17 protein-coding genes and 7 tRNA genes are annotated in these 21,705 nt (G+C 53.7%); 3 read left to right on the forward strand and 21 right to left on the reverse strand.

The genetic code is table 11. The features are described 5' to 3' along the window. Positions 1-3: 3 nt before the first annotated feature. From BH714_RS02230 to miaB, 9 genes are all read right to left on the reverse strand, one after another. A complete protein-coding gene (locus BH714_RS02230; protein WP_014169127.1) occupies positions 4-729 on the reverse strand; it encodes an amino acid ABC transporter ATP-binding protein in 726 nt (241 codons plus the stop codon). Beyond that, the gene (gene gltK / locus BH714_RS02235) at positions 729-1,403 is read right to left on the reverse strand and encodes a glutamate/aspartate ABC transporter permease GltK (RefSeq protein WP_014169128.1); all 675 of its coding nucleotides are present in this window, start codon (positions 1,401-1,403) and stop codon (positions 729-731) included. The genes BH714_RS02230 and gltK overlap by 1 nt, the downstream gene beginning before the upstream one ends. Beyond that, the gene (locus BH714_RS02240) at positions 1,403-2,143 is read right to left on the reverse strand and encodes an amino acid ABC transporter permease (RefSeq protein WP_020884992.1); all 741 of its coding nucleotides are present in this window, start codon (positions 2,141-2,143) and stop codon (positions 1,403-1,405) included. Before BH714_RS02240 ends, gltK begins: the two co-directional genes overlap by 1 nt. 155 nt (positions 2,144-2,298) lie before the next feature. Continuing rightward, positions 2,299-3,204 carry an amino acid ABC transporter substrate-binding protein gene (locus tag BH714_RS02245; protein ID WP_020884991.1) on the reverse strand — a complete coding sequence of 302 codons (906 nt, stop codon included), beginning with the start codon at positions 3,202-3,204 and terminating at the stop codon, positions 2,299-2,301. Positions 3,205-3,535: 331 nt separating this feature from the next. After that, positions 3,536-5,074, reverse strand: a complete 1,539-nt coding sequence (lnt, locus tag BH714_RS02250) for an apolipoprotein N-acyltransferase (protein WP_040016934.1) — start codon at positions 5,072-5,074, stop codon at positions 3,536-3,538. 5 nt (positions 5,075-5,079) lie between these two features. Beyond that, a complete protein-coding gene (gene corC / locus BH714_RS02255; RefSeq protein ID WP_040016935.1) occupies positions 5,080-5,958 on the reverse strand; it encodes a CNNM family magnesium/cobalt transport protein CorC in 879 nt (292 codons plus the stop codon). A gap of 89 nt (positions 5,959-6,047) precedes the next feature. Continuing rightward, the gene (gene ybeY, locus BH714_RS02260) at positions 6,048-6,515 is read right to left on the reverse strand and encodes an rRNA maturation RNase YbeY (protein ID WP_040016936.1); all 468 of its coding nucleotides are present in this window, start codon (positions 6,513-6,515) and stop codon (positions 6,048-6,050) included. Further along, the gene (locus BH714_RS02265) at positions 6,512-7,558 is read right to left on the reverse strand and encodes a PhoH family protein (protein WP_020884987.1); all 1,047 of its coding nucleotides are present in this window, start codon (positions 7,556-7,558) and stop codon (positions 6,512-6,514) included. The genes ybeY and BH714_RS02265 overlap by 4 nt, the downstream gene beginning before the upstream one ends. 164 nt (positions 7,559-7,722) lie before the next feature. After that, a complete protein-coding gene (gene miaB, locus BH714_RS02270; RefSeq protein ID WP_020884986.1) occupies positions 7,723-9,147 on the reverse strand; it encodes a tRNA (N6-isopentenyl adenosine(37)-C2)-methylthiotransferase MiaB in 1,425 nt (474 codons plus the stop codon). Positions 9,148-9,283: 136 nt separating this feature from the next. Between miaB and ubiF the strand changes: the two genes are divergently transcribed. Next, complete coding sequence (ubiF, locus tag BH714_RS02275) at positions 9,284-10,459, forward strand: 3-demethoxyubiquinol 3-hydroxylase (RefSeq protein WP_040016937.1); 1,176 nt, start codon at positions 9,284-9,286, stop codon at positions 10,457-10,459. A 95-nt stretch (positions 10,460-10,554) separates the two neighbouring features. Here the strand turns inward: ubiF and BH714_RS02280 are convergent. The 12 genes from BH714_RS02280 to nagB form a co-directional block, all read right to left on the reverse strand. Further along, positions 10,555-10,629: transfer RNA gene (locus BH714_RS02280), tRNA-Gln, on the reverse strand. A gap of 36 nt (positions 10,630-10,665) precedes the next feature. Next, positions 10,666-10,740, reverse strand: a tRNA-Gln gene (locus BH714_RS02285). 44 nt (positions 10,741-10,784) lie between these two features. Next, a tRNA-Met gene (locus BH714_RS02290) sits at positions 10,785-10,861 on the reverse strand. Between the two features lie 17 nt (positions 10,862-10,878). Next, a tRNA-Gln gene (locus BH714_RS02295) sits at positions 10,879-10,953 on the reverse strand. A gap of 32 nt (positions 10,954-10,985) precedes the next feature. Continuing rightward, positions 10,986-11,060 (reverse strand) — tRNA-Gln (locus BH714_RS02300). 23 nt (positions 11,061-11,083) lie between these two features. Beyond that, positions 11,084-11,168: transfer RNA gene (locus BH714_RS02305), tRNA-Leu, on the reverse strand. An 8-nt stretch (positions 11,169-11,176) separates the two neighbouring features. Beyond that, positions 11,177-11,253 (reverse strand) — tRNA-Met (locus tag BH714_RS02310). 227 nt (positions 11,254-11,480) lie between these two features. Further along, positions 11,481-13,145, reverse strand: coding sequence for an asparagine synthase B (gene asnB / locus BH714_RS02315; protein ID WP_010428626.1), 1,665 nt, complete (start codon positions 13,143-13,145; stop codon positions 11,481-11,483). A gap of 249 nt (positions 13,146-13,394) precedes the next feature. Beyond that, complete coding sequence (nagD, locus tag BH714_RS02320) at positions 13,395-14,147, reverse strand: ribonucleotide monophosphatase NagD (RefSeq protein WP_020884984.1); 753 nt, start codon at positions 14,145-14,147, stop codon at positions 13,395-13,397. A 45-nt stretch (positions 14,148-14,192) separates the two neighbouring features. Further along, complete coding sequence (gene nagC, locus BH714_RS02325; protein ID WP_014169139.1) at positions 14,193-15,413, reverse strand: DNA-binding transcriptional regulator NagC; 1,221 nt, start codon at positions 15,411-15,413, stop codon at positions 14,193-14,195. 8 nt (positions 15,414-15,421) lie between these two features. Further along, positions 15,422-16,570, reverse strand: a complete 1,149-nt coding sequence (nagA, locus tag BH714_RS02330; protein ID WP_014169141.1) for an N-acetylglucosamine-6-phosphate deacetylase — start codon at positions 16,568-16,570, stop codon at positions 15,422-15,424. 55 nt (positions 16,571-16,625) lie between these two features. Then, positions 16,626-17,426, reverse strand: a complete 801-nt coding sequence (gene nagB, locus BH714_RS02335) for a glucosamine-6-phosphate deaminase (protein ID WP_008501061.1) — start codon at positions 17,424-17,426, stop codon at positions 16,626-16,628. Between the two features lie 326 nt (positions 17,427-17,752). On the opposite strand from nagB, the gene nagE reads away from it, so the two are divergent. Continuing rightward, positions 17,753-19,702: a PTS N-acetyl glucosamine transporter subunit IIABC gene (nagE, locus tag BH714_RS02340; RefSeq protein ID WP_040016938.1), complete on the forward strand. Its 1,950-nt coding sequence runs from the start codon at positions 17,753-17,755 to the stop codon at positions 19,700-19,702. Positions 19,703-19,871: 169 nt separating this feature from the next. Continuing rightward, positions 19,872-21,539, forward strand: a complete 1,668-nt coding sequence (gene glnS / locus BH714_RS02345; RefSeq protein WP_040016939.1) for a glutamine--tRNA ligase — start codon at positions 19,872-19,874, stop codon at positions 21,537-21,539. Positions 21,540-21,705: the final 166 nt, after the last annotated feature.

The following is a 21,705-nucleotide window of genomic DNA, read 5'->3' on the forward strand; positions in this document are numbered from 1 at the left end:
AGATTAGTGCAGGATTTTGGCGAGGAAGTCTTTTGCTCGCTCGGATTTAGGATTGGCGAAGAACTCTTCTTTCGGCGAGTCTTCAACAATCTTTCCTTCGTCCATGAAGATCACGCGGTTCGCCACTTTGCGGGCAAAGCCCATTTCGTGGGTCACCACCATCATCGTCATCCCTTCGTGCGCCAGCTCAACCATTACGTCCAGCACTTCGTTGATCATCTCGGGATCGAGAGCGGAAGTCGGTTCATCAAACAGCATGGCGACCGGATCCATACACAGGGCCCGGGCAATAGCCACACGCTGCTGCTGACCGCCAGAGAGCTGCGCCGGGAATTTATCAGCATGCGCAGAGAGCCCCACGCGTTCCAGCAGCTTCAGACCTTTATCGCGCGCGAGCTTTTTATCGCGTTTCAGCACTTTTACCTGCGCCAGCGTCAGGTTCTCAATAATGGAGAGGTGCGGAAACAGCTCAAAGTGCTGGAACACCATGCCGACGTGGGAACGCAGCTGAGCAAGGTTGGTTTTCCTGTCATTGACTTTGGTGCCGTTGACGAGGATCTCTCCTTGCTGCACCGGCTCCAGGCCGTTAACGGTTTTGATCAGCGTGGATTTACCAGAGCCGGACGGCCCACATACCACCACCACGTCACCTTTTTTCACTTCGGTTGAGCAGTCGGTCAGCACCTGAAAGTGCCCATACCATTTAGAAACATTTTTCAGGGAAATCATTATACAGTCCTTTTCTTCAGCCAGCTGACCAACAGCGACGCGCTTAAACTAATCACAAAATAGACGCCACCCGCGAAGAGCACCATTTCGACCTGCGTACCATCACGTTCACCGATGGTAGACGCGGTACGGAAGAAGTCTGCCAGGCTCAGTACGTAGACCAGAGAGGTATCCTGGAACAGTACGATGCCCTGGGTCAGCAGGAGGGGAACCATGGCGCGAAACGCCTGCGGCAGAATAATGAGCTGCATGGATTGCCAGTGCGTCATCCCCAGCGCCAGCGCGGCGCTGGACTGCCCACGGGAAATACTCTGAATACCCGCTCGGATAATCTCTGAATAGTAAGCAGCCTCAAACATTGAGAACGCGACCATCGCGGAGATCAGGCGGATATCGGTTTTCGGCGACAGCCCCAGCACGTTTTGCAGAAAGCCGGGAACAATCAGGTAAAACCACAGCAGTACCATCACCAGGGGGATGGAGCGGAAAACGTTAACGTAGGCTGTGGCAAACCAGGCGAACGGTTTAAAGGCCGACAGGCGCATGACCGCGAGCAGGGTGCCCCAGACGATACCCACCACAATAGCAATCACAGTGATTTTTAAGGTGATCAGCAGGCCATCCAGCAGGTAAGGCATGGATGGAACGATAGAACTCCAGTCAAATTCGTACATTATTTGCCCCCCAGATTGCCCGGCAGGCGGATTTTGCGTTCAACCAGGTTCATCACCAGCATGATGAAAGTGTTAATCAGAACATAGGCGAGTGTGATCGCCGTGAAGGATTCCCACGCGTGGGCGGAATAATCCAGCAGCTTGCCCGCCTGTGCGGCCATATCCACCAGACCGATGGTCGAGGCGATGGCCGAGTTTTTCACCAGGTTCATCATCTCAGACGTCATCGGTGGAACAATGACGCGGTAAGCGTTAGGCAGCAGTACGTAGCGGTAAGTTTGTGGCAGCGTCAGGCCCATCGCCAGGCCAGCATTTTTTTGTCCGCGCGGCAGTGACTGAATGGCGGCACGCACCTGCTCGCAAACGCGCGCGGCGGTGAAGAGCCCCAGGCAGAGCATGGAGGAGACAAAGAACTGCACGTTCGGATCCAGTTCCGACTTAAACCACATGCCAATATTTTCCGGCAGCAGTTCCGGGACGACCAGATACCAGGTGAAAAATTGCACAATCAGCGGAACGTTACGGAACAGTTCCACATACAGGGTGCCGAGAGATGAGAGAAAACGGTTAGGCACGGTGCGTAAAATACCGAACAGTGAACCGACAAGAAACGCGATAATCCACGCCGTGATCGATAAGGCGACGGTAACCTGAAAACCGCTCCACAGCCAGCCAAGATAGGTGGTGTTGCCGAACGGGGCTTGTTGCAGGAATATGCCCCAGTTCCAGTCTATTGACATAATAAACTCCAGAAAAAAAAGGGTAGCAGCGCTACCCTCGAAGATTGGTGAGAAGCTCATTTTTCGCGCTGAGTGGGGAACGACCACTCAACGTATAGTCTGTCCATGCTTCCCGACAATCGAGAGGGCAGGAGATCCCGCCCCTGTTGTTCTAATTAGTTAAGAGCCTTGTCGTTTGGTGATTTGAACAGCGCTTTCATGTCGTCAGACAGTTCGAAGTTCATGTTAAGATTTTTGGGTGGAATCGGGTTCTTGAACCATTTATCAAACCATTTTTCCGCTTCACCGGAGGTCTGAACCTGAGCGATGGTGTCATCGATCAGCTTCTTGAACTGCGGATCGTCTTTACGCAGCATACAGCCGTACGCTTCTTTAGATTGCGCCGTGCCGACGATATCCCAGTTGTCTGGTTTCTTCGCTTTTGCACGTTCGCCTGCCAGCAGGGCATCATCCATCATAAACGCCACAGCACGGCCACTTTCCAGGGTACGGAAAGAGTCGCCATGATCTTTCGCGCTGATGATGCGCATATCCATTTTCTTCTCGTCGTTCAGCTTGTGCAGCAACACTTCGGAAGTGGTACCGGAGGTAACAACAACGGCTTTACCTTTCAGATCTGCAAAGTCTTTGATCTCGCCGCCTTTCTTGGTCAGCAGGCGGGTGCCCACGACGAAGATGGTGTCAGAGAAGGCAGCCTGTTTCTGACGTTCAAGGTTGTTGGTGGTGGAACCGCACTCAAAATCGAACGTGCCGTTTTGCAGCAGTGGAATACGGTTTTGTGAAGTGATTGGAATCAGCTTCACCTGCAGGTCAGGTTTGTTCAGCTTTTTCTTCACAGCTTCAACGATAGCGTTGGAGTAATCCTGTGAATAGCCCACGACTTTTTGCGTGTTGTCGTAGTAAGAGAACGGGACAGAAGATTCACGGTGGCCGACCACGATCACGCCGTTTTTGGCAATCTTGTCGAGAGTGCTCCCGGCAGCCGGAGCATCTTCAGCGTGAACGACGCTTGCCGACATCCCCATAACCAGCATTGCTGTGGCCAGTTTACGTAATTGCATACCCAACTCCTTTCTTATCAGCGCCAGTGACGCATTGATACCCATTGTGATGTTGTTATATCTCGCGCTATGCGAGTGCAGTGTTATGCAAGCTTGTTAACATTTAGTCTGGCTTAATGTAAAGATTTTGCTGCGTTATTGTTTATTTTTGCGAAGCGCGCCGCACCAATCAGAGGCAAATATCTCTCGTTGCACCGTTTCGGTGCTACCGGTGATCTACGCTGGTGCGACGAAGTTGCACGTTAAGCCAAACTGCGTTTACGTGGGGAAATAAAGCAAGAGACGTGCCAGAAATGCCCTCTCCCAACGGGAGAGGGGAAGGGAGGGGAAATTATCGACGACGCTGACGCAAGCTCATCAGCACCGCGCCAAATCCGAACAGCGCGGTCAGGATCCACAGCGGCCAGTTGCCGGTGCGGGCATAAGGCGTCAGGCCCGTCGCAGGCGTGACGTTGGTCGTCAGCACTTCACGGGTGAACTGCGGGATCATGGCCTGGATTTCGCCCTGCGGGCCAATCACGGCGGTAATGCCGTTGTTGGTGCTACGCAGCAGCGGGCGCGCCAGCTCCAGGGAGCGCATCCGTGCCATCTGGAAGTGCTGCCACGGGCCAATCGACTTACCAAACCAGGCATCGTTGGAGATAGTCAGCAGGAAGTCAGTGTCCGGACGGAAGTTATCGCGCACCTGCTCGCCGAGGATAATTTCGTAGCAGATGGCCGCTGTCAGGGCAAAACCGTGCGCATGCAGCTGGGGCTGAACGTACGGACCACGGCTGAATGAGGACATCGGCAGGTCAAAAAACGGTGCTAACGGGCGCAGAATGGACTCCAGCGGTACAAATTCGCCAAACGGTACCAGGTGATTCTTGTTATACCGGTCAGTGGAGTTGTAGCTGTATTCGCTGTCTTTACCCAGCGTAATGATGGTGTTGTAGGTGTCATAGCGGTTCTGCTGATTCAGACGCGCATCGACAATCCCGGTAACCAGCGTACTGCCGCGAGCCAGCAGTAGATCGTTCATCATGTTCAGGAACGGCTGCTGGTTAATTTCCAGATCCGGAATCGCCGACTCTGGCCAGATGATCAGCTGCGATTTACCCATGACCGCCTCGGTGGCGTTAGCGTAGATCTTCAGCGTGTTCAGCAGCTCTTTCTCGTCCCATTTCATTGACTGAGGGATATTCCCCTGCACCATTGAAACCTGTGTAGTGCGCTCTGGCACCAGGCTGTACCACTGGATATAACGCAGTGGGAAAGGCAGGGCAAACAACACCAGCGCCACGACCAGCGTCTTCCCGCTACGTGTGACCAGCGCCAGGACCAGCAGTCCGCTCACCACCATCAACAGGAAGTTAATCGCTTCAACGCCCATTACCGGAGCAAGCCCCTTTAGCGGGCCATCAATCTGACTGTAACCGAACTGCAGCCACGGGAAGCCGGTCAGTACCCAGCCGCGAAGGAACTCGGTAATTTGCCAGACAACCGGCGCAGCAATGGCAACGCGCAGCCAGGTGGTTTTTGGCCACAGGCGAGAAAGGATACCCGCGAACAGGCCGGTATAGAGCGAGAGATAAGCGGCCAGCAGCACCACGAGGAAGACGTTAACGGGTCCTGGCATACCGCCAAACTGGGCGATGCTGACATAGACCCAGTTGATGCCGGAGCCAAACAGCCCCAGTCCCCAGAAGTAGCCAATCGCTGCCGCCTGGACGGGACGACGATTCAGGGTTAAACCCTGAAGTCCCATCAGGGAGAGAATGGCTGCAGGCCAGATATCGTAAGGAGAAAAAGCCAGCGTTCCGCTGGCTCCGAGTAACAGCGCCAGCAGCAAACGTACGCGCTGGCGTTCAAGTAATGGGGCAAATGCCATTTACATTAATCTTCCAGTTTTGGCACCGGTGAGTCGTCCGGCGTTCTGACATGAACCTGTATAATACGTCGGCTGTCGGCCATTGCCACTTTGAACTGGTAACCGTCGATGTCAACGGTCTCGCCGCGTGCCGGAAGGTGGCCAAAGGCCTGCATCACCAGCCCGCCAATAGTATCGACCTCTTCATCGCTGAAATGGGTACTAAAGGCGTCGTTAAAGTCCTCAATCGAGGCCAGCGCGCGAATGGTCCAGGTGTGACGGCTAAGCTGACGGAAGTCGATATCTTCTTCTTCGTCATACTCATCTTCGATTTCGCCCACGATCAGCTCAAGGATATCTTCGATCGTGACGAGACCGGAAACGCCACCAAATTCATCAATAACAATCGCCATGTGGTAGCGCTGAGAGCGAAACTCTTTCAGCATCCGATCCACACGTTTACTTTCCGGCACAACCACGGCCTGGCGTAACACTTTTTCCATGCTGAAGGCTTCGGCATCGCTGCGCATAAACGGCAGCAGATCTTTAGCCATCAAAATCCCTTCAATGTGATCTTTGTCTTCGCTGATGACCGGGAAACGCGAGTGTGCGGATTCGATGATCACATCGAGGCACTCGTCCAGAGTCTGGTTACGTTTCAGGGTGATCATCTGCGAGCGGGGGATCATGATGTCGCGAACGCGCTGGTCGGCGATGTCCATTACCCCTTCGAGCATTTCGCGCGTATCTTCATCGATAAGGTCGTTTTGCCCGGAATCACGAATCAGCTCCAGCAGTTCGTCACGGTTTTTAGGTTCGCCGTGGAAAAGCTGGTTCAGAATGAGGGAGAAAAATCCCTTTTTGGTGTTTGTCGTGTCGCTACTGTGTGAATTGTCGTCGCTCATGGCGTTTGTTAAGGGTTCTCTTGTTAGTTCAACGTTTACCACCGCGCTATTTCCCTACGCGGCGGCATGTTAGTCAGTCGGTCGACTGACTATTCTTTCTCGGCAATGTACGGATCCTCATAGCCCAGAGCAAGCATTATCTCTGTCTCGAGGGACTCCATCTCTTCCGCTTCGTCATCTTCAATATGGTCGTAGCCGAGCAGATGCAGGCTACCGTGTACCACCATATGCGCCCAGTGGGCTTCCAGCGGTTTTTGCTGCTCTTTAGCTTCCTGTTCCACGACCTGGCGGCAGATGATCAGATCGCCCAGCAGCGGCATCTCAATTCCCGGTGGGGCTTCGAAGGGGAAAGAGAGCACGTTGGTCGGCTTATCTTTCCCGCGGTAGGTCAGGTTAAGCTCATGGCTTTCGGCTTCATCCACCAGACGAATCGTGACTTCTGATTCTTCCTGAAACGGGGGGATAACCGCATCCAGCCATGTCTGAAACTGCGCCTCTTCTGGCAAGCCGGAATTATCGTCACATGCCAGTTGTAAATCGAGGATCACCTGACTCATTTTTGTTCTTGCTCCTGCGCTTCGCGCTTACGTTCTGCGGCCAGTTCGGCCTTACGCTTCTGATCTGCTTCTTCCCATGCTTCATAAGCGTTAACGATGCGCGCCACAACCGGGTGACGGACCACGTCTTCGCTGTGGAAGAAGTTAAAGCTGATTTCGTCGACGTCGGCCAGAACTTCAATGGCATGGCGCAGACCCGATTTGGTGCTGCGCGGCAGGTCAATCTGCGTGACGTCACCGGTAATGACCGCTTTTGAGTTAAAGCCGATACGTGTCAGGAACATTTTCATCTGTTCGATGGTGGTGTTCTGGCTTTCATCGAGAATAATGAATGCATCATTCAGCGTACGGCCGCGCATATAGGCGAGCGGGGCAACTTCAATCACGTTACGCTCAATCAGCTTCTCAACTTTCTCAAAGCCGAGCATCTCGAACAGCGCGTCGTATAACGGACGAAGGTAAGGGTCAACCTTCTGGCTCAGATCGCCTGGCAGGAAGCCCAGTTTTTCACCCGCTTCCACCGCCGGACGGGTCAGCAGGATGCGACGAATCTCCTGGCGTTCGAGCGCATCAACCGCCGCGGCAACGGCCAGATAGGTTTTACCCGTACCCGCCGGGCCCACACCGAAGGTGATGTCATGGTCGAGAATGTTGGCGATGTACTGCGCCTGGTTTGGCGTACGCGGCTTAATGACGCCACGTTTGGTCTTAATATTGATGGCCTTGCCATAGTCCGGCACACTTTCTGCGCTTTGCTCAAGCACGCGCGCCTCTTTGATCGCGAGGTGGATCTGTTCTGGCTCGATATCCTGTATTTCACCGCGCATTGGGGCGGTATCCACATACAGGCTACGCAGAATATCCGCAGCGGCGTTGACGCAGAGAGGGCGTCCGGTGAGTTTGAAATGATTATCGCGACGATTGATTTCGATACCCAGACGTCGCTCCAGTTGTTTGATGTTGTCATCAAACGGCCCGCACAGGCTCAGCAGGCGAGCGTTGTCTGCTGGCTCAAGGCTAATTTCACGCGTATCTATGTTCAAACTGTTCCTCTTTGATTGATTAACTGACCCGGTGCCACCTGGCGTAATAAAACGGTCATTACCGAAATTATTCACGCCATAGAATAAAGGCGCAAGCGTTGCGGAAGATATTGGGGGCGATGAGAGGAAATACAAGGCCTGCCGAAACGGCAGGCCGGATGGCGTTATGGCTGGTAAATGCCGACGCCAGCGTCGCTTTCTTTGCGGGTGCGGGACATGACGGATTCCGGCGATTGTGCGATGCGCAGACCCATTTCGTCTTCGGTACGGACCACTTTCGCGCGGAGGGAGTTGGTCAGCACGTCGACAATCTCCACGTCCACAAATTTACCGACCATGTCTGGCGTGCCTTCAAAGTTCACGACGCGGTTATTTTCGGTGCGTCCTGACAGCTCCATAATGCTCTTACGGGAAGTGCCTTCCACCAGAATACGCTGGACGGTGCCGACCATACGACGGCTCCAGGCGTTGGCCTGCTGGTTGATACGCTCCTGCAGAATATACAGACGCTGCTTTTTTTCTTCTTCCGGCACATCGTCGACCATATCGGCCGCAGGAGTACCTGGACGCGCTGAGAAGATAAAGCTGTAGCTGACGTCAAAATTCACTTCGCCAATGAGCTTCATCGTGCGCTCAAAGTCATCCGTGGTTTCGCCCGGGAAGCCAACGATAAAGTCGGAGCTAATCTGGATGTCAGGACGGGCTTCACGCAGCTTGCGGATGATGGATTTGTACTCCAGTACCGTATGTGGACGTCCCATCAGGTTCAGCACGCGGTCGGAACCGCACTGAATCGGCAGATGCAGGAAGCTCACCAGCTCTGGCGTGTCGCGATACACATCAATGATGTCATCGGTAAATTCCATCGGGTGGCTGGTGGTGAAGCGAAGGCGGTCGATGCCGTCGATCGCGGCCACCAGGCGCAGCAGTTCTGCAAAGCTGCCGGTGGTACCGTCGTAGTTCTCGCCGCGCCAGGCGTTGACGTTTTGGCCCAGCAGATGAATTTCACGCACACCCTGTGCCGCCAGTTGCGCCACTTCAAACAGAATGTCGTCGGTCGGACGGCTCACTTCTTCGCCGCGGGTATACGGTACGACACAATAGGTGCAGTACTTGTTACAGCCTTCCATAATGGAGACGTAGGCTGTTGGACCATCCGCGCGTGGTTCTGGCAGACGGTCAAATTTTTCGATTTCCGGGAAGCTTACGTCAACCACCGGGCGGCGATTCTCGCGAACGGCGTTGATCATCTCCGGCAGACGGTGCAGCGTCTGCGGGCCAAAAATAATATCAACATAGTGAGCACGCTGGCGGATCAGTTTGCCTTCCTGCGAGGCCACACAGCCACCCACGCCAATGATCACATCGGGTCTTTTGCGCTTGATAAGCTTCCAGCGGCCCAGTTGATGGAACACCTTCTCCTGCGCCTTCTCACGGATCGAACAGGTATTGAGCAGCAACACGTCCGCTTCGTTCGCGTTGTCAGTCAGTTGATACCCGTGCGTGGCATCCAGCAGATCGGCCATCTTGGATGAATCGTATTCGTTCATCTGACAGCCCCAGGTTTTTATATGGAGTTTTTTTGTCATCGACTTGCTCATGCTCAGGAATGCAGGGCGCGTATTGTAATGCTTTGCTGCGGTTGTGACCAGTATGAAGGTTGTCAACCTCAAGACCGAAAAAATCCGGTAAACTTAAGGTATATACCATTAAGGATAATTGACCATGACTCTCCAACAAACCGAAATTGCCGTTGTCGGCGGCGGTATGGTCGGTGGCGCACTCGCGCTGGGGCTGGCGCAGCAGGGATTTGAGGTGACGGTTATCGAGCAGGCTGCCCCTGTTGCGTTTGACCCGATGGCAAAGCCGGATGTGCGAATTTCAGCTATCAGCGCCGCCTCTGTCGATCTACTGCGCGGGCTGGGCGTCTGGGATGCCGTGCTCGGGATGCGCGCGCACCCTTACAGCCGTCTCGAAACCTGGGAGTGGGAGAATGCGCATGTCGCGTTTGATGCCGCTGAACTGAAGCTGCCCCGTCTGGGCTATATGGTGGAAAACACGGTCCTCCAGCTGGCGCTCTGGCAGGCCCTGGAGGCGCATCCGAAAGTGGCGCTGCGCGTCCCGGCGTCACTTAAAGCACTGCATCCCCACGAAGGCGGGTATTTGCTTGAGCTGGATAAGGGTGATGAGCTGGCCACGAGGATGGTTGTCGGAGCGGATGGTGCCAACTCACAGGTCAGGCAAATGGCGGGAATTGGCATTCATGCCTGGCAGTACCAGCAGGCGTGCATGCTGATCACCGTGCAGTGTGAGAATGACCCGGGTGAGAGCACCTGGCAGCACTTTACCCCGAACGGCCCGCATGCCTTTTTACCGTTGTTTGATCGCTGGGCGTCGCTGGTGTGGTATGACAAACCGGCGCGCATTCGTCAGTTGCAGGGGCTTTCAATGGAGCAGCTGCAGCGAGAGATCCATCAGCACTTCCCACGCCGTCTGGGCAACGTCATGCCGGTTGCCGCCGGGGCGTTTCCGCTTACCCGTCGCCATGCATTGCAGTATGCCCGTGCAGGGCTGGCGCTGGTGGGGGATGCGGCACACACCATTCACCCGCTGGCGGGGCAGGGCGTGAACCTGGGATACCGTGACGTTGAGGCTTTACTGGATGTGCTGGGCAATGCGCGCGCTCACGCGGAGGCCTGGGCCAGCCATCCGGTACTGAAACGTTACCAGACGCGACGTATGGCGGATAACTTTATCATGCAGTCGGGGATGGATCTGTTTTACGCCGGGTTCAGTAACGATCTTGGTCCGGTGCGCATTCTGCGTAACATTGGGTTGATGGCGGCGGAGCGTGCCGGTGGGCTGAAGCGTCAGGCGCTGAAGTACGCGTTAGGCCTTTAATCTGGGGCCTTCTCCTGCGGGAGAGGGCTTTCGGATGCGGTACATAATCCAACAAAAACAAAAAAGCCCGCAGAGCGGGCTTTTTTGTTACTAAGTGGCTGGGGTGCAGGGATTCGAACCCCGGAATGCTGGTATCAGAAACCAGAGCCTTACCGCTTGGCGACACCCCAATTGCGTTAAACAATGTGCTTAACGACTTTTTAAATTGGCTGGGGTACGAGGATTCGAACCTCGGAATGCCGGAATCAGAATCCGGTGCCTTACCGCTTGGCGATACCCCAACAATTTTTTCTCGTCTATCGAATCATTCGACAGATGATTAATTTGGTGGCTACGACGGGATTCGAACCTGTGACCCCATCATTATGAGTGATGTGCTCTAACCAACTGAGCTACGTAGCCAGTACTGCAATCTTCGATGGCTGGGGTACCTGGATTCGAACCAGGGAATGCCGGTATCAAAAACCGGTGCCTTACCGCTTGGCGATACCCCAATACCGCGGAGAACCGCAAAATCGAAGAAATATGGCTGGGGTACCTGGATTCGAACCAGGGAATGCCGGTATCAAAAACCGGTGCCTTACCGCTTGGCGATACCCCATCCGTGCAACGCTTACCTGGGAATGGTGCGGGAGGCGAGACTTGAACTCGCACACCTTGCGGCGCCAGAACCTAAATCTGGTGCGTCTACCAATTTCGCCACTCCCGCAAAAAAGATGGTGGCTACGACGGGATTCGAACCTGTGACCCCATCATTATGAGTGATGTGCTCTAACCAACTGAGCTACGTAGCCATCTTTTTTTCGCGTTACCTTATCGGCGTTGCGGGGCGCATTATGCGTATAGACCCTTGCAGCGTCAACACCTTTTTCAACGAAAATAGCCGGAATGTGACTGTTTGGTTAGGTTGCGAACAGCGTGACCGAATATTCGGCAATTATTGTTTATTTATCGTTTTTGGGGAGTGAAAAAGGGGGCAAAAAAAATCAGGCCCCGCAGGACCTGATTGGATGCTTTTCGACTACTTATAGGCAGACTGGTGTACGCCTACCGCACGTCCTGATGGATCGTTCATTGACTTGAAAGATTCATCCCATTCAATGGCTTTAGCCGAAGAACAGGCAACGGACGGGCCGCCCGGAACACACTCCGCCGCACTCGGCACCGGGAACAACTCTTCAAAGATTTCGCGGTACAGATACGCTTCTTTGGAGCCTGGCGTGTTGTACGGGAAGCGGAAGCTCGCGGTTTCCAGTTGCTGATCGGAAACCTGTTTTGCCGCCACCTCTTTTAGGGTGTCGATCCAGCTATACCCGACACCGTCAGAGAACTGCTCTTTCTGACGCCATGCCACGCTCGCCGGCAGGTAGGATTCGAAACATTCACGCAGGATATGTTTCTCCATTTTGCCGTTGCCGCACATTTTGTCCTGCGGGTTGATGCGCATTGCCACGTCGAGGAATTTCTTATCCAGGAAGGGAACACGGGCTTCCACACCCCAGGCGGACATCGCTTTGTTGGCGCGTGCGCAGTCAAACATATGCAGCGCCTGCAGTTTACGTACTGTCTCTTCGTGCAGCTCTTTTGCGTTCGGCGCTTTGTGGAAATAGAGGTAGCCGCCAAACACTTCGTCAGACCCTTCACCGGAGAGCACCATCTTAATGCCCATCGCTTTGATCTTACGCGACATCAGGTACATCGGCGTGGAAGCGCGAATGGTGGTCACATCGTAGGTTTCGATGTGGTAGATAACATCGCGGATCGCATCCAGCCCTTCCTGCACGGTGAAGTGGATCTCATGGTGCACGGTACCGAGATGGTTTGCCACTTCCTGCGCGGCTTTCAGATCCGGTGCGCCTTCCAGGCCCACAGCAAAGGAGTGCAGTTGCGGCCACCAGGCTTCTGAACGTTCCTGATCTTCAACACGACGCGCGGCGAATTTCTTGGTGATCGCGGAGATCACGGACGAGTCCAGCCCGCCGGAGAGCAGTACGCCGTAAGGCACATCTGACATCAGGTGGCTTTTAACAGAATCTTCCAGCGCCTGACGCAGTTCGGCTTTATCAGTCACGTTGTCTTTAACCGCATCATAGTCGAACCAGTCGCGCTGATAGTACTGACGGATCTCGCCGTCTTTACTCCACAGATAACTTCCTGCCGGGAACTCTTTAATGGTGCGGCAAACCGGCACCAGGGCTTTCATTTCTGAGGCGACATAAAAGTTGCCGTGTTCATCGTGACCCATATACAGCGGGATAATACCAATATGGTCGCGGCCAATCAGATAGGCATCTTTTTCGCTGTCGTACAGGGCGAAGGCAAACATACCCTGCAGATCATCGAGGAATTCCGGGCCTTTCTCCTGATACAGCGCCAGGATCACTTCACAGTCAGAACCGGTCTGGAAGGCGTAACGGTCGCCGTACTCGGCGCGCAGCGCCTGATGGTTATAGATTTCACCGTTGACAGCCAGCGCGTGTGTTTTTTTCTCGTTATACAGCGGCTGCGCACCTGCGTTGACGTCAACAATGGACAGACGTTCGTGTGCCAGGATGGCTTTATCGCTGGCGTAAACGCCGGACCAGTCCGGGCCGCGATGGCGCATCAGGCGGGACAATTCGAGTGCCTTTTTACGCAGTTCGCCTGCGTCAGTTTTAATATCCAGTACGCCAAAAATTGAACACATAACCTTCTCCGTTAACCCTGTTGCTTTGTAATGTTGCTTGCTTATGAAAATGCCGCAAAGGGGGAGGGCGCGCAAGGGTTTTACGGGATAAAACGGAAATAGTGCAATGCTGATTGCCGAATAGTGAAAAACGAGTACATCATGAACGCTTTTATTGATGATTATGCAATAAATCGGCTGTTTTGTTAGATGTGAGGTTGTTTATCGGGCGTGAAAATAAAAAACCACGCGCTGAGGCGTGGTTTGGGATCAGATAATATCAATTTCTTCGACGGAGGGATAAATCCAGCTCGGGCGGAAGGGCATGGCGTCAATATCGTCGAGCGTGGAGACACCGGAAAGCACCAGAATGGTTTCCAGGCCCGCCTGGAATCCGGCCAGGATATCGGTGCGCAGGTTGTCGCCGACAATCACCGTTTCCTCAGAGTGTGCCTGCATCTTGTTCAGCGCGGCACGGATGATCCACGGGCTGGGCTTGCCCACGTAGAACGGTTTCCGGCCAGAGATCTTTTCGATACCGGCACACAGCGCGCCGCAGGCAGGGTAAAAACCACGGCCGTGGGTATCCGGGTTGGTGGCAATAAAACGCGCACCGTTGGCAACAAAGTAGGAGGCTTTGTGCATCATCTCCCAGTTATAGGAGCGCGTTTCGCCAACGATCACAAAGTCCGGGTTCACATCTGTGATGGTAAACCCTGCCTTATATAACTCGTGGATCAGCGCCCCTTCACCCACCACGTAGGCCTTTTTTCCTTCCTGGCGCTTGAGGAAATCAGCGGTGGCCATGGCAGAGGTATAAAACACGCTGTCCGGCACGTTGACGCCTGCTGTGGCAAAGCGGTTTGCCAGGTCCTGACCGGTCTGAGAAGGGTAGTTCGTGAGAAGAACCAGAGGCATTCCTTTGTCGATGATGCGGTGAAGAAATTCCGCAGCACCTGGTACAGCAACGTTGTCGTGCATCAGCACGCCGTCGATATCACAAATTACATTCTTAATGGTCATGGACATTCCGACATCAAAAAAAGAAGGCGTTACTATAAGACCCGATCAACTTTCCAGCAAATGTTGCAACAGAATACCGTTGAGCATGGCGCGTTTAACCAGCGCAAATGCGCCTATCGCTGAGCGATGGTCAAGCTTAGAACGAACGACGGGAAGGTTCTGGCGGAAGGCTTTCAGCGCCTGAGTGTTAATGCAGCCTTCAATGGCGGGCAGCAGGACCTTCTCGGCCTCCACAATCTCACCGGCGATCACCACTTTTTGCGGGTTAAACAGGTTGATGGCGATGGCGATGGTTTTACCCAGATGGCGACCCACCTGCTCAATAACTTCACAGGCCAGCGCGTCGCCTTTGTTGGCGGCTTTGCAGATAGTCCCTATCTTGCAATCGTCCAGCGTGACGCGGCTCTGGTAACCCTGTTCAAGCAGATGGCGCACCCGCTGTTCAATCGCCGTGTTGGCGGCAATCGTCTCCAGACAGCCAAAGTTTCCGCAGTGGCAGCGTTCGCCAAGCGGCTCTACCTGAATATGACCAATCTCACCGACGTTACCGTTGCGGCCAATAAAAATGCGGCCGTTAGAGATGATGCCTGCCCCTGTCCCCCGGTGTACGCGCACCAGAATCGAATCTTCACAATCCTGGCTCGCACCAAAGTAGTGCTCTGCCAGGGCCAGAGAGCGGATGTCGTGCCCCACGAAACAGGTCACTTTAAAGCGTTTTTCCAGCGCATCTACCAGCCCCCAATTCTCAACCTTTATATGGGGCATATAACGGATCACGCCGCTTTCGGGGTCTACCAGGCCTGGCAGGATCACCGAGATCGCAATCAGTTCACGGATTTTGCGCTGACAGCTCTCGATAAAGTGTTCAATGGTATTCAGCAGCGCGTGTTCCAGCGTCTCCTGAGTGCGCTCCGGAAGCGGGTAGTGTTCTTCCGCGATGGCTTTGCTGCTCAGATCATAGAGCGTAAGGGTGGTGTCATGACGACCAAGACGGACGCCGATCGCCTGAAAATTGCGGGTTTCGGTAATAATGGAGATGGCGCGGCGGCCTCCGGTGGAGGCCTGCTGATCGACTTCTTTGATCAGTCCGCGCTCAATGAGCTGACGGGTAATTTTTGTCACGCTGGCAGGGGCAAGCTGGCTTTGTTCGGCTATCTGAATGCGCGAGATTGGTCCGTGTTGGTCAATCAGACGATAAACCGCCGCGCTGTTAAGTTGTTTAACGAGATCGACATTACCGATTTGAGCTTGTCCGCCTGGTGTCATACTTTTACTTACTCAGTGACGACCTCGTTACCATTAACGATGGTCTTGATAATTTTATAATCGTGTGTGAATGCCGTCAGGTTTGCAACCATACCTGGTGCAATTCCGCCAAGCTGTTTATCTACGCCCATCGCGCGCGCAGGATAAAGGGTCGCCATACGCAGGACTTCATCAAGCGCAATCCCGCAATGTTCAACCAGGTTACGCACCCCTTCAATCATCGTCAGGGAGGAACCGCTCAGCGTACCGTTTTCATCAACACACAGTCCATTGCGGTAGTATATTGTTTTACCGGCAAAAATGAACTGCTCAATATTTGCCCCTGCCGGTGCGGTGGCATCGGTTACCAGACAGAGTTTGTCACCTTTCAGGCGCTTGGCGTTGCGAATGTTGGTGTAATCGACGTGCAAGCCGTCAGCAATAATGCCGCAGTAAACGTCCTGCTCATCGAGAATCGCCCCGACCAGCCCAGGTTCACGACCGGTGATATACGGCATCGCGTTGTACAGGTGTGTCGCAAAGGTAATACCGGCGCGGAAACCTGCTTTCGCTTCTTTTTGCGTTGCGTTTGAATGGCCCGCTGAAACGACAATCCCGGCGGCGGCCAGTTTGCTGATAACGTCAGGTCCCGCGATTTCAGGAGCCAGCGTCACTTTGGTGATCACATCGGCGTTGGCACACAGGTAGTCGACCAGCTCAGCGTCAGGTTTACGCACGTAATCCGGGTTATGCGTCCCTTTTTTCACGATGTTCAGCCACGGTCCTTCAAGATGCAGACCCAGTGCCTGATTAGGGTGTTTTGCCAGGTAGTCGCGCATCACGCGGATACCCTGTTTCATGAGATCATCACTGCTGGTGATGAGGGTTGGCAGATAGCTGGTGCAGCCCGATTTCTCGTTGGCTTTCTGCATGATTTCCAGCGTGTCGACCGTCACCGCTTCCGCGGTATCATTAAATTGCACACCGCCGCAGCCGTTCAGCTGTACGTCGATGAAACCGGGGGAGATTACTGCTCCATTGAGTGAGCGCTGTTCAATCCCCGGCGGCAGCTCTGCCAGTGGGCAAACACGTTCAATCAGGCCATTGGCGATAACAATCGCATGGTCATCCAGAATATCATGGCCGGTATAAATCCGACCGTGGGTTAAAGCGTACATAACGACCCCCGGTTAAAAAAAGCGGCCGCCTCTTGATGAAGAGGCGGTTATTCAATTACAGACCTTTGATGTTCTCAGCTTCTAACTCGTTGAAGTATTTCAGCGTTTTCACTTTCAGCTCCATCGTGGACGGTTCGTCGCACACGATGACTGATTTTGGATGCAGCTGCAGGCAGCTGATGGTCCACATGTGGTTAACGTTGCCTTCAACGGCAGCCTGGAGCGCCTGCGCTTTCACGCCGCCCAGAACCAGAATCATCACTTCTTCGGCATCCAGCAGGGTGCCTACACCTACGGTCAGGGCGTATTTTGGAACCTGGTTAACATCACCGTCAAAGAAGCGGGAGTTTGCCACGCGCGTGTCATGGGTCAGGGTTTTAATACGCGTACGGGAAGCCAGAGAAGAGGCCGGTTCGTTGAACGCGATATGACCATCGTTGCCCACGCCACCCATGAACAGGTGGATTTTACCGTAGGAACGGATTTTTTCTTCATACTGACGGCATTCTGCGTCAATATCAGGCGCGTTTCCATTCAGCAGGTTAATATTTTCAGCCGGAATATCAACGTGATCAAAGAAATTACGGTGCATAAAGCTATGGTAGCTTTCCGGATGATCCTTGGGTAAGCCGACATACTCATCCATGTTGAAGGTCACAACATGTTTAAAGCTAACCTGGCCTGCTTTATGCATCTCAACCAGGGCTTTATACGCGGTCAGCGGCGTGCCGCCGGTAGGAAGGCCGAGAACGAAAGGACGATCGGCGGTGGGTTTGAACGCGTTAATACGGTTAACGATATGACGGGCGGCCCATTTACCGACTTGTTCAGCAGTTGCCAGGGGAATCAGTCTCATTGTTCACCTCAAGAGTTAAAGTAGAAGAGTGGGCGGATGGCTATCGGAACCTGAACTAAGCGTAACCTGGAACCTTTCAGGCCGGATCAATCCGTCTTGATTTTTTGAATGATAAAATAAGTTTTCACTGTTAGCCAGAGAAAGGGAGGGTTATTAACGATATTTGGTGACAAAAATCACAAAAAATACGTGTTTAATTTGCGATACGAATTAATTTTTCACACACTCACAATGCCAGTGAATCATCAACTGTATTTATCGTTGTCGACACAATAAAAACATAGTTTATGCACGAGCCTTAATAAGGGTCTCGTAGGGGGAATAGGATGAATATTTTAGGTTTTTTCCAGCGCCTCGGTAGGGCTTTGCAGCTCCCTATCGCCGTGCTACCGGTTGCAGCACTGCTGCTGCGATTCGGGCAACCCGATCTGCTTAATGTGCCATTTATCGCGCAAGCGGGTGGCGCGATTTTTGACAATCTGGCGCTAATTTTCGCCATCGGTGTGGCATCCAGCTGGTCAAAAGACAGCGCGGGTGCAGCGGCGCTGGCCGGGGCTGTCGGTTACTTCATCCTGACGAAAGCGATGGTGACGATAAACCCAGAAATTAACATGGGCGTTCTGGCAGGTATCATTACCGGTCTGGTCGGCGGGGCTGTTTATAACCGTTGGGCGGGGATCAAACTGCCAGACTTCCTGAGCTTCTTTGGTGGAAAACGTTTTGTGCCGATTGCGACAGGCTTCTTCTGTCTGATTCTGGCCGCGATCTTTGGCTACATCTGGCCACCGGTGCAGCACGCTATCCATGCGGGCGGTGAGTGGATTGTTTCCGCTGGCGCAGTGGGTGCGGGTATCTTCGGTTTCATCAACCGTCTGTTGATCCCAACCGGCCTGCATCAGGTGCTGAACACCATTGCCTGGTTCCAGATTGGTGAGTTTACCAACGCCGCGGGCGCGGTATTCCACGGGGATATCAACCGCTTCTACGCAGGTGACGGCACCGCGGGCATGTTCATGTCGGGCTTCTTCCCTATCATGATGTTTGGTCTGCCGGGCGCGGCGCTGGCTATGTACCTGGCCGCACCGAAAGCGCGTCGTCCAATGGTTGGCGGGATGCTGCTGTCAGTTGCCATCACCGCGTTCCTGACCGGTGTTACTGAGCCGCTGGAATTCCTGTTCATGTTCCTGGCTCCGCTGCTGTACCTCATGCACGCTGTGCTGACGGGTATTAGCCTGTTTGTTGCAACGCTGCTGGGTATCCATGCGGGCTTCTCCTTCTCCGCCGGCGCGATCGACTACGTGTTGATGTACAACCTGCCCGCGGCGAGCAAGAACGTCTGGATGCTGGTCGCAATGGGTCTGGTGTTCTTCGTTATCTACTTCGTTCTGTTCACCGCAGTCATTCGTATGTTTAACCTGAAAACACCAGGCCGCGAAGATACGAAAGACGACATCGTTACTGGCGAAGCTAACAGCAATACCGAAGAAGGGCTGACCCAGCTGGCAACTAATTATATTGCCGCAGTAGGCGGTACGGATAACCTGAAAGCTATCGATGCATGTATTACCCGTCTGCGCCTGACGGTAGGTGATTCTGCGCGCGTTAACGATGCCATGTGTAAACGCCTTGGCGCATCCGGTGTGGTGAAACTGAACAAGCAGACCATCCAGGTTATCGTGGGTGCGAAAGCGGAATCGATTGGCGATGAAATGAAGAAAGTGGTTGCCCGTGGACCGATCGCGGCTTCTGCAGCGAACAGCGCGCCAGTGACGGAAGCCCCGGTGGCAAAACCGCAGGCCGTCCCTAACGCAACGACCATTGCCGCGCTGGTTTCACCGATTACCGGTGAAGTGGTTGCGATTGAGCAGGTGCCTGACGAAGCGTTTGCCAGCAAAGCTGTCGGTGACGGTGTGGCGGTGAAACCAACGGACAAAACCGTGGTGTCACCGGCTGCCGGGACCATCGTTAAAATCTTCAACACCAACCATGCGTTCTGCCTCGAAACTGAAAAGGGCGCGGAGATCGTTGTCCATATGGGTATCGATACCGTCGCGCTGAACGGTCAGGGCTTTACTCGCCTGGTGGAAGAGGGGGCCGACGTGGTGGCAGGTCAGCCGATTCTGGAAATGGATCTGGATTACCTGAACGCTAACGCGCGCTCCATGATTAGCCCGGTCGTTTGCAGCAATATCGACGACTTCAGCGGCCTGGTAATTCAGGCGAAAGGTCAGGTCGTTGCGGGCCAGACGCCACTGTATGAGATTAAAGGCAAGTAATCGCTCCTGAGTAGAGTCATGCCTTAAGCGGCGGGGGGTTTCCTCCGCCGCTTTTTTTTGCAGCAATTGCCCCCATTATTTTCTTCAGAGACGTTTTAAGGGTTGTCACTACGTCCGGCTTATAAGATCATATGCCGTTATACGTTGTTTACGCTTTGAGGAATCCACGATGAGTGAGGCTGAAGCCCGCCCGAGTAACTTTATTCGTCAGATCATCGATGAAGATCTGGCCAGTGGTAAGCACACCACAGTTCATACCCGTTTCCCGCCGGAGCCAAACGGCTACCTGCATATTGGTCATGCAAAATCGATCTGCCTGAACTTTGGCATCGCGCAAGACTACCAGGGACAGTGCAACCTGCGTTTCGATGACACCAACCCAGTAAAAGAAGACATCGAATACGTTGAGTCTATTAAGAATGACGTGCAATGGCTGGGCTTCAACTGGTCTGGCGATATCTGCTACTCCTCTGACTATTTTGATCAGCTGTATGCCTATGCGGTCGAGCTTATCAATAAAGGTCTGGCGTATGTCGACGAGCTGTCTGCTGACGAGATCCGCGAATACCGCGGCACGCTGACCGCGCCGGGTAAAAACAGCCCGTTCCGCGATCGCAGCGTTGAAGAGAACCTGGCGCTGTTTGAAAAAATGCGTGCGGGTGGCTTCGAGGAAGGTAAAGCGTGCCTGCGTGCCAAAATCGACATGGCATCACCGTTCATCGTGATGCGCGATCCGGTTCTGTACCGTATCAAGTTCGCTGAACACCATCAGACCGGTAACAAGTGGTGCATTTACCCGATGTACGACTTTACCCACTGCATCAGCGATGCGCTGGAAGGCATTACGCACTCCCTGTGTACGCTGGAGTTCCAGGATAACCGCCGTCTGTACGACTGGGTTCTGGATAACATCACGATCCCGGTGCATCCGCGTCAGTACGAATTCTCTCGTCTGAATCTGGAATACACGGTGATGTCCAAGCGTAAGCTGAACCTGCTGGTGACCGACAAGCACGTTGAGGGCTGGGACGATCCGCGTATGCCAACCATCTCGGGTCTGCGTCGCCGTGGTTATACTGCCGCGTCTATTCGCGAGTTCTGTAAGCGCATCGGCGTGACCAAGCAGGATAACACCATTGAGATCGCCTCTCTGGAATCCTGCATCCGTGAAGATCTGAACGACAACGCGCCGCGCGCAATGGCCGTCATCGATCCGGTAAAACTGGTTATCGAAAACTACCCGCAGGGCGCGAGCGAAATGGTCTCCATGCCTAACCATCCGAACAAACCGGAAATGGGCACCCGTGACGTGCCGTTCAGCGGTGAAATCTGGATCGATCGTGCTGACTTCCGCGAAGAAGCGAACAAGCAGTACAAGCGTCTGGTGCTGGGTAAAGAGGTGCGTCTGCGTAACGCATACGTGATCAAAGCTGAGCGTGTTGAGAAAGATGCGGAAGGGAATATCACCACCATCTTCTGCTCTTACGACGCTGAAACCCTGAGCAAAGATCCGGCAGATGGCCGCAAAGTGAAAGGCGTGATCCACTGGGTAAGTGCAACACATGCGCTGCCGGTTGAAATTCGCTTGTACGATCGTCTGTTCAGCGTGCCTAACCCAGGTGCAGCAGAAGACTTCCTGGCGACAATCAACCCGGAATCTCTGGTCATCAAGCAGGGTTATGCTGAGCCGTCTCTGAAAGCCGCTGAAGCGGGCAAAGCGTTCCAGTTCGAACGTGAAGGCTACTTCTGCCTCGACAGCCGTCACAGTACCTCGGAAAAACCGGTGTTTAACCGTACCGTTGGTCTGCGTGATACCTGGACTAAAGTCGGCGAATAATAACGCTGCTCTGGTCAATGAGAGACAAACGCCGCGTAATGCGGCGTTTTTTTATTGAATGATCATATCGTTAAGCGCGAGCAAAAATAATGTCTGCGCAATATTCAGGTCAATGTGGTGCTACTTATTTTTCTAAAAAAAGTTTGTATATTTCTGAAAATAGTGA

Origin of the sequence: Enterobacter ludwigii (assembly GCF_001750725.1) — a bacterium.
GTDB classification, from domain to species: domain Bacteria; phylum Pseudomonadota; class Gammaproteobacteria; order Enterobacterales; family Enterobacteriaceae; genus Enterobacter; species Enterobacter ludwigii.

Excerpts from the sequence above, each read along its gene's own strand:
- BH714_RS02230 (WP_014169127.1), bottom strand. The coding sequence starts at position 729 with ATGATTTCCCTGAAAAATGTTTCTAAATGGTATGGGCACTTTCAGGTG.
- gltK (WP_014169128.1), bottom strand. The coding sequence starts at position 1,403 with ATGTACGAATTTGACTGGAGTTCTATCGTTCCATCCATGCCTTACCTG.
- BH714_RS02240 (WP_020884992.1), bottom strand. The coding sequence starts at position 2,143 with ATGTCAATAGACTGGAACTGGGGCATATTCCTGCAACAAGCCCCGTTC.
- BH714_RS02245 (WP_020884991.1), bottom strand. The coding sequence starts at position 3,204 with ATGCAATTACGTAAACTGGCCACAGCAATGCTGGTTATGGGGATGTCG.
- lnt (WP_040016934.1), bottom strand. The coding sequence starts at position 5,074 with ATGGCATTTGCCCCATTACTTGAACGCCAGCGCGTACGTTTGCTGCTG.
- corC (WP_040016935.1), bottom strand. The coding sequence starts at position 5,958 with ATGAGCGACGACAATTCACACAGTAGCGACACGACAAACACCAAAAAG.
- ybeY (WP_040016936.1), bottom strand. The coding sequence starts at position 6,515 with ATGAGTCAGGTGATCCTCGATTTACAACTGGCATGTGACGATAATTCC.
- miaB (WP_020884986.1), bottom strand. The coding sequence starts at position 9,147 with ATGACAAAAAAACTCCATATAAAAACCTGGGGCTGTCAGATGAACGAA.
- ubiF (WP_040016937.1), top strand. The coding sequence starts at position 9,284 with ATGACTCTCCAACAAACCGAAATTGCCGTTGTCGGCGGCGGTATGGTC.
- asnB (WP_010428626.1), bottom strand. The coding sequence starts at position 13,145 with ATGTGTTCAATTTTTGGCGTACTGGATATTAAAACTGACGCAGGCGAA.
- nagD (WP_020884984.1), bottom strand. The coding sequence starts at position 14,147 with ATGACCATTAAGAATGTAATTTGTGATATCGACGGCGTGCTGATGCAC.
- nagC (WP_014169139.1), bottom strand. The coding sequence starts at position 15,413 with ATGACACCAGGCGGACAAGCTCAAATCGGTAATGTCGATCTCGTTAAA.
- nagA (WP_014169141.1), bottom strand. The coding sequence starts at position 16,570 with ATGTACGCTTTAACCCACGGTCGGATTTATACCGGCCATGATATTCTG.
- nagB (WP_008501061.1), bottom strand. The coding sequence starts at position 17,426 with ATGAGACTGATTCCCCTGGCAACTGCTGAACAAGTCGGTAAATGGGCC.
- nagE (WP_040016938.1), top strand. The coding sequence starts at position 17,753 with ATGAATATTTTAGGTTTTTTCCAGCGCCTCGGTAGGGCTTTGCAGCTC.
- glnS (WP_040016939.1), top strand. The coding sequence starts at position 19,872 with ATGAGTGAGGCTGAAGCCCGCCCGAGTAACTTTATTCGTCAGATCATC.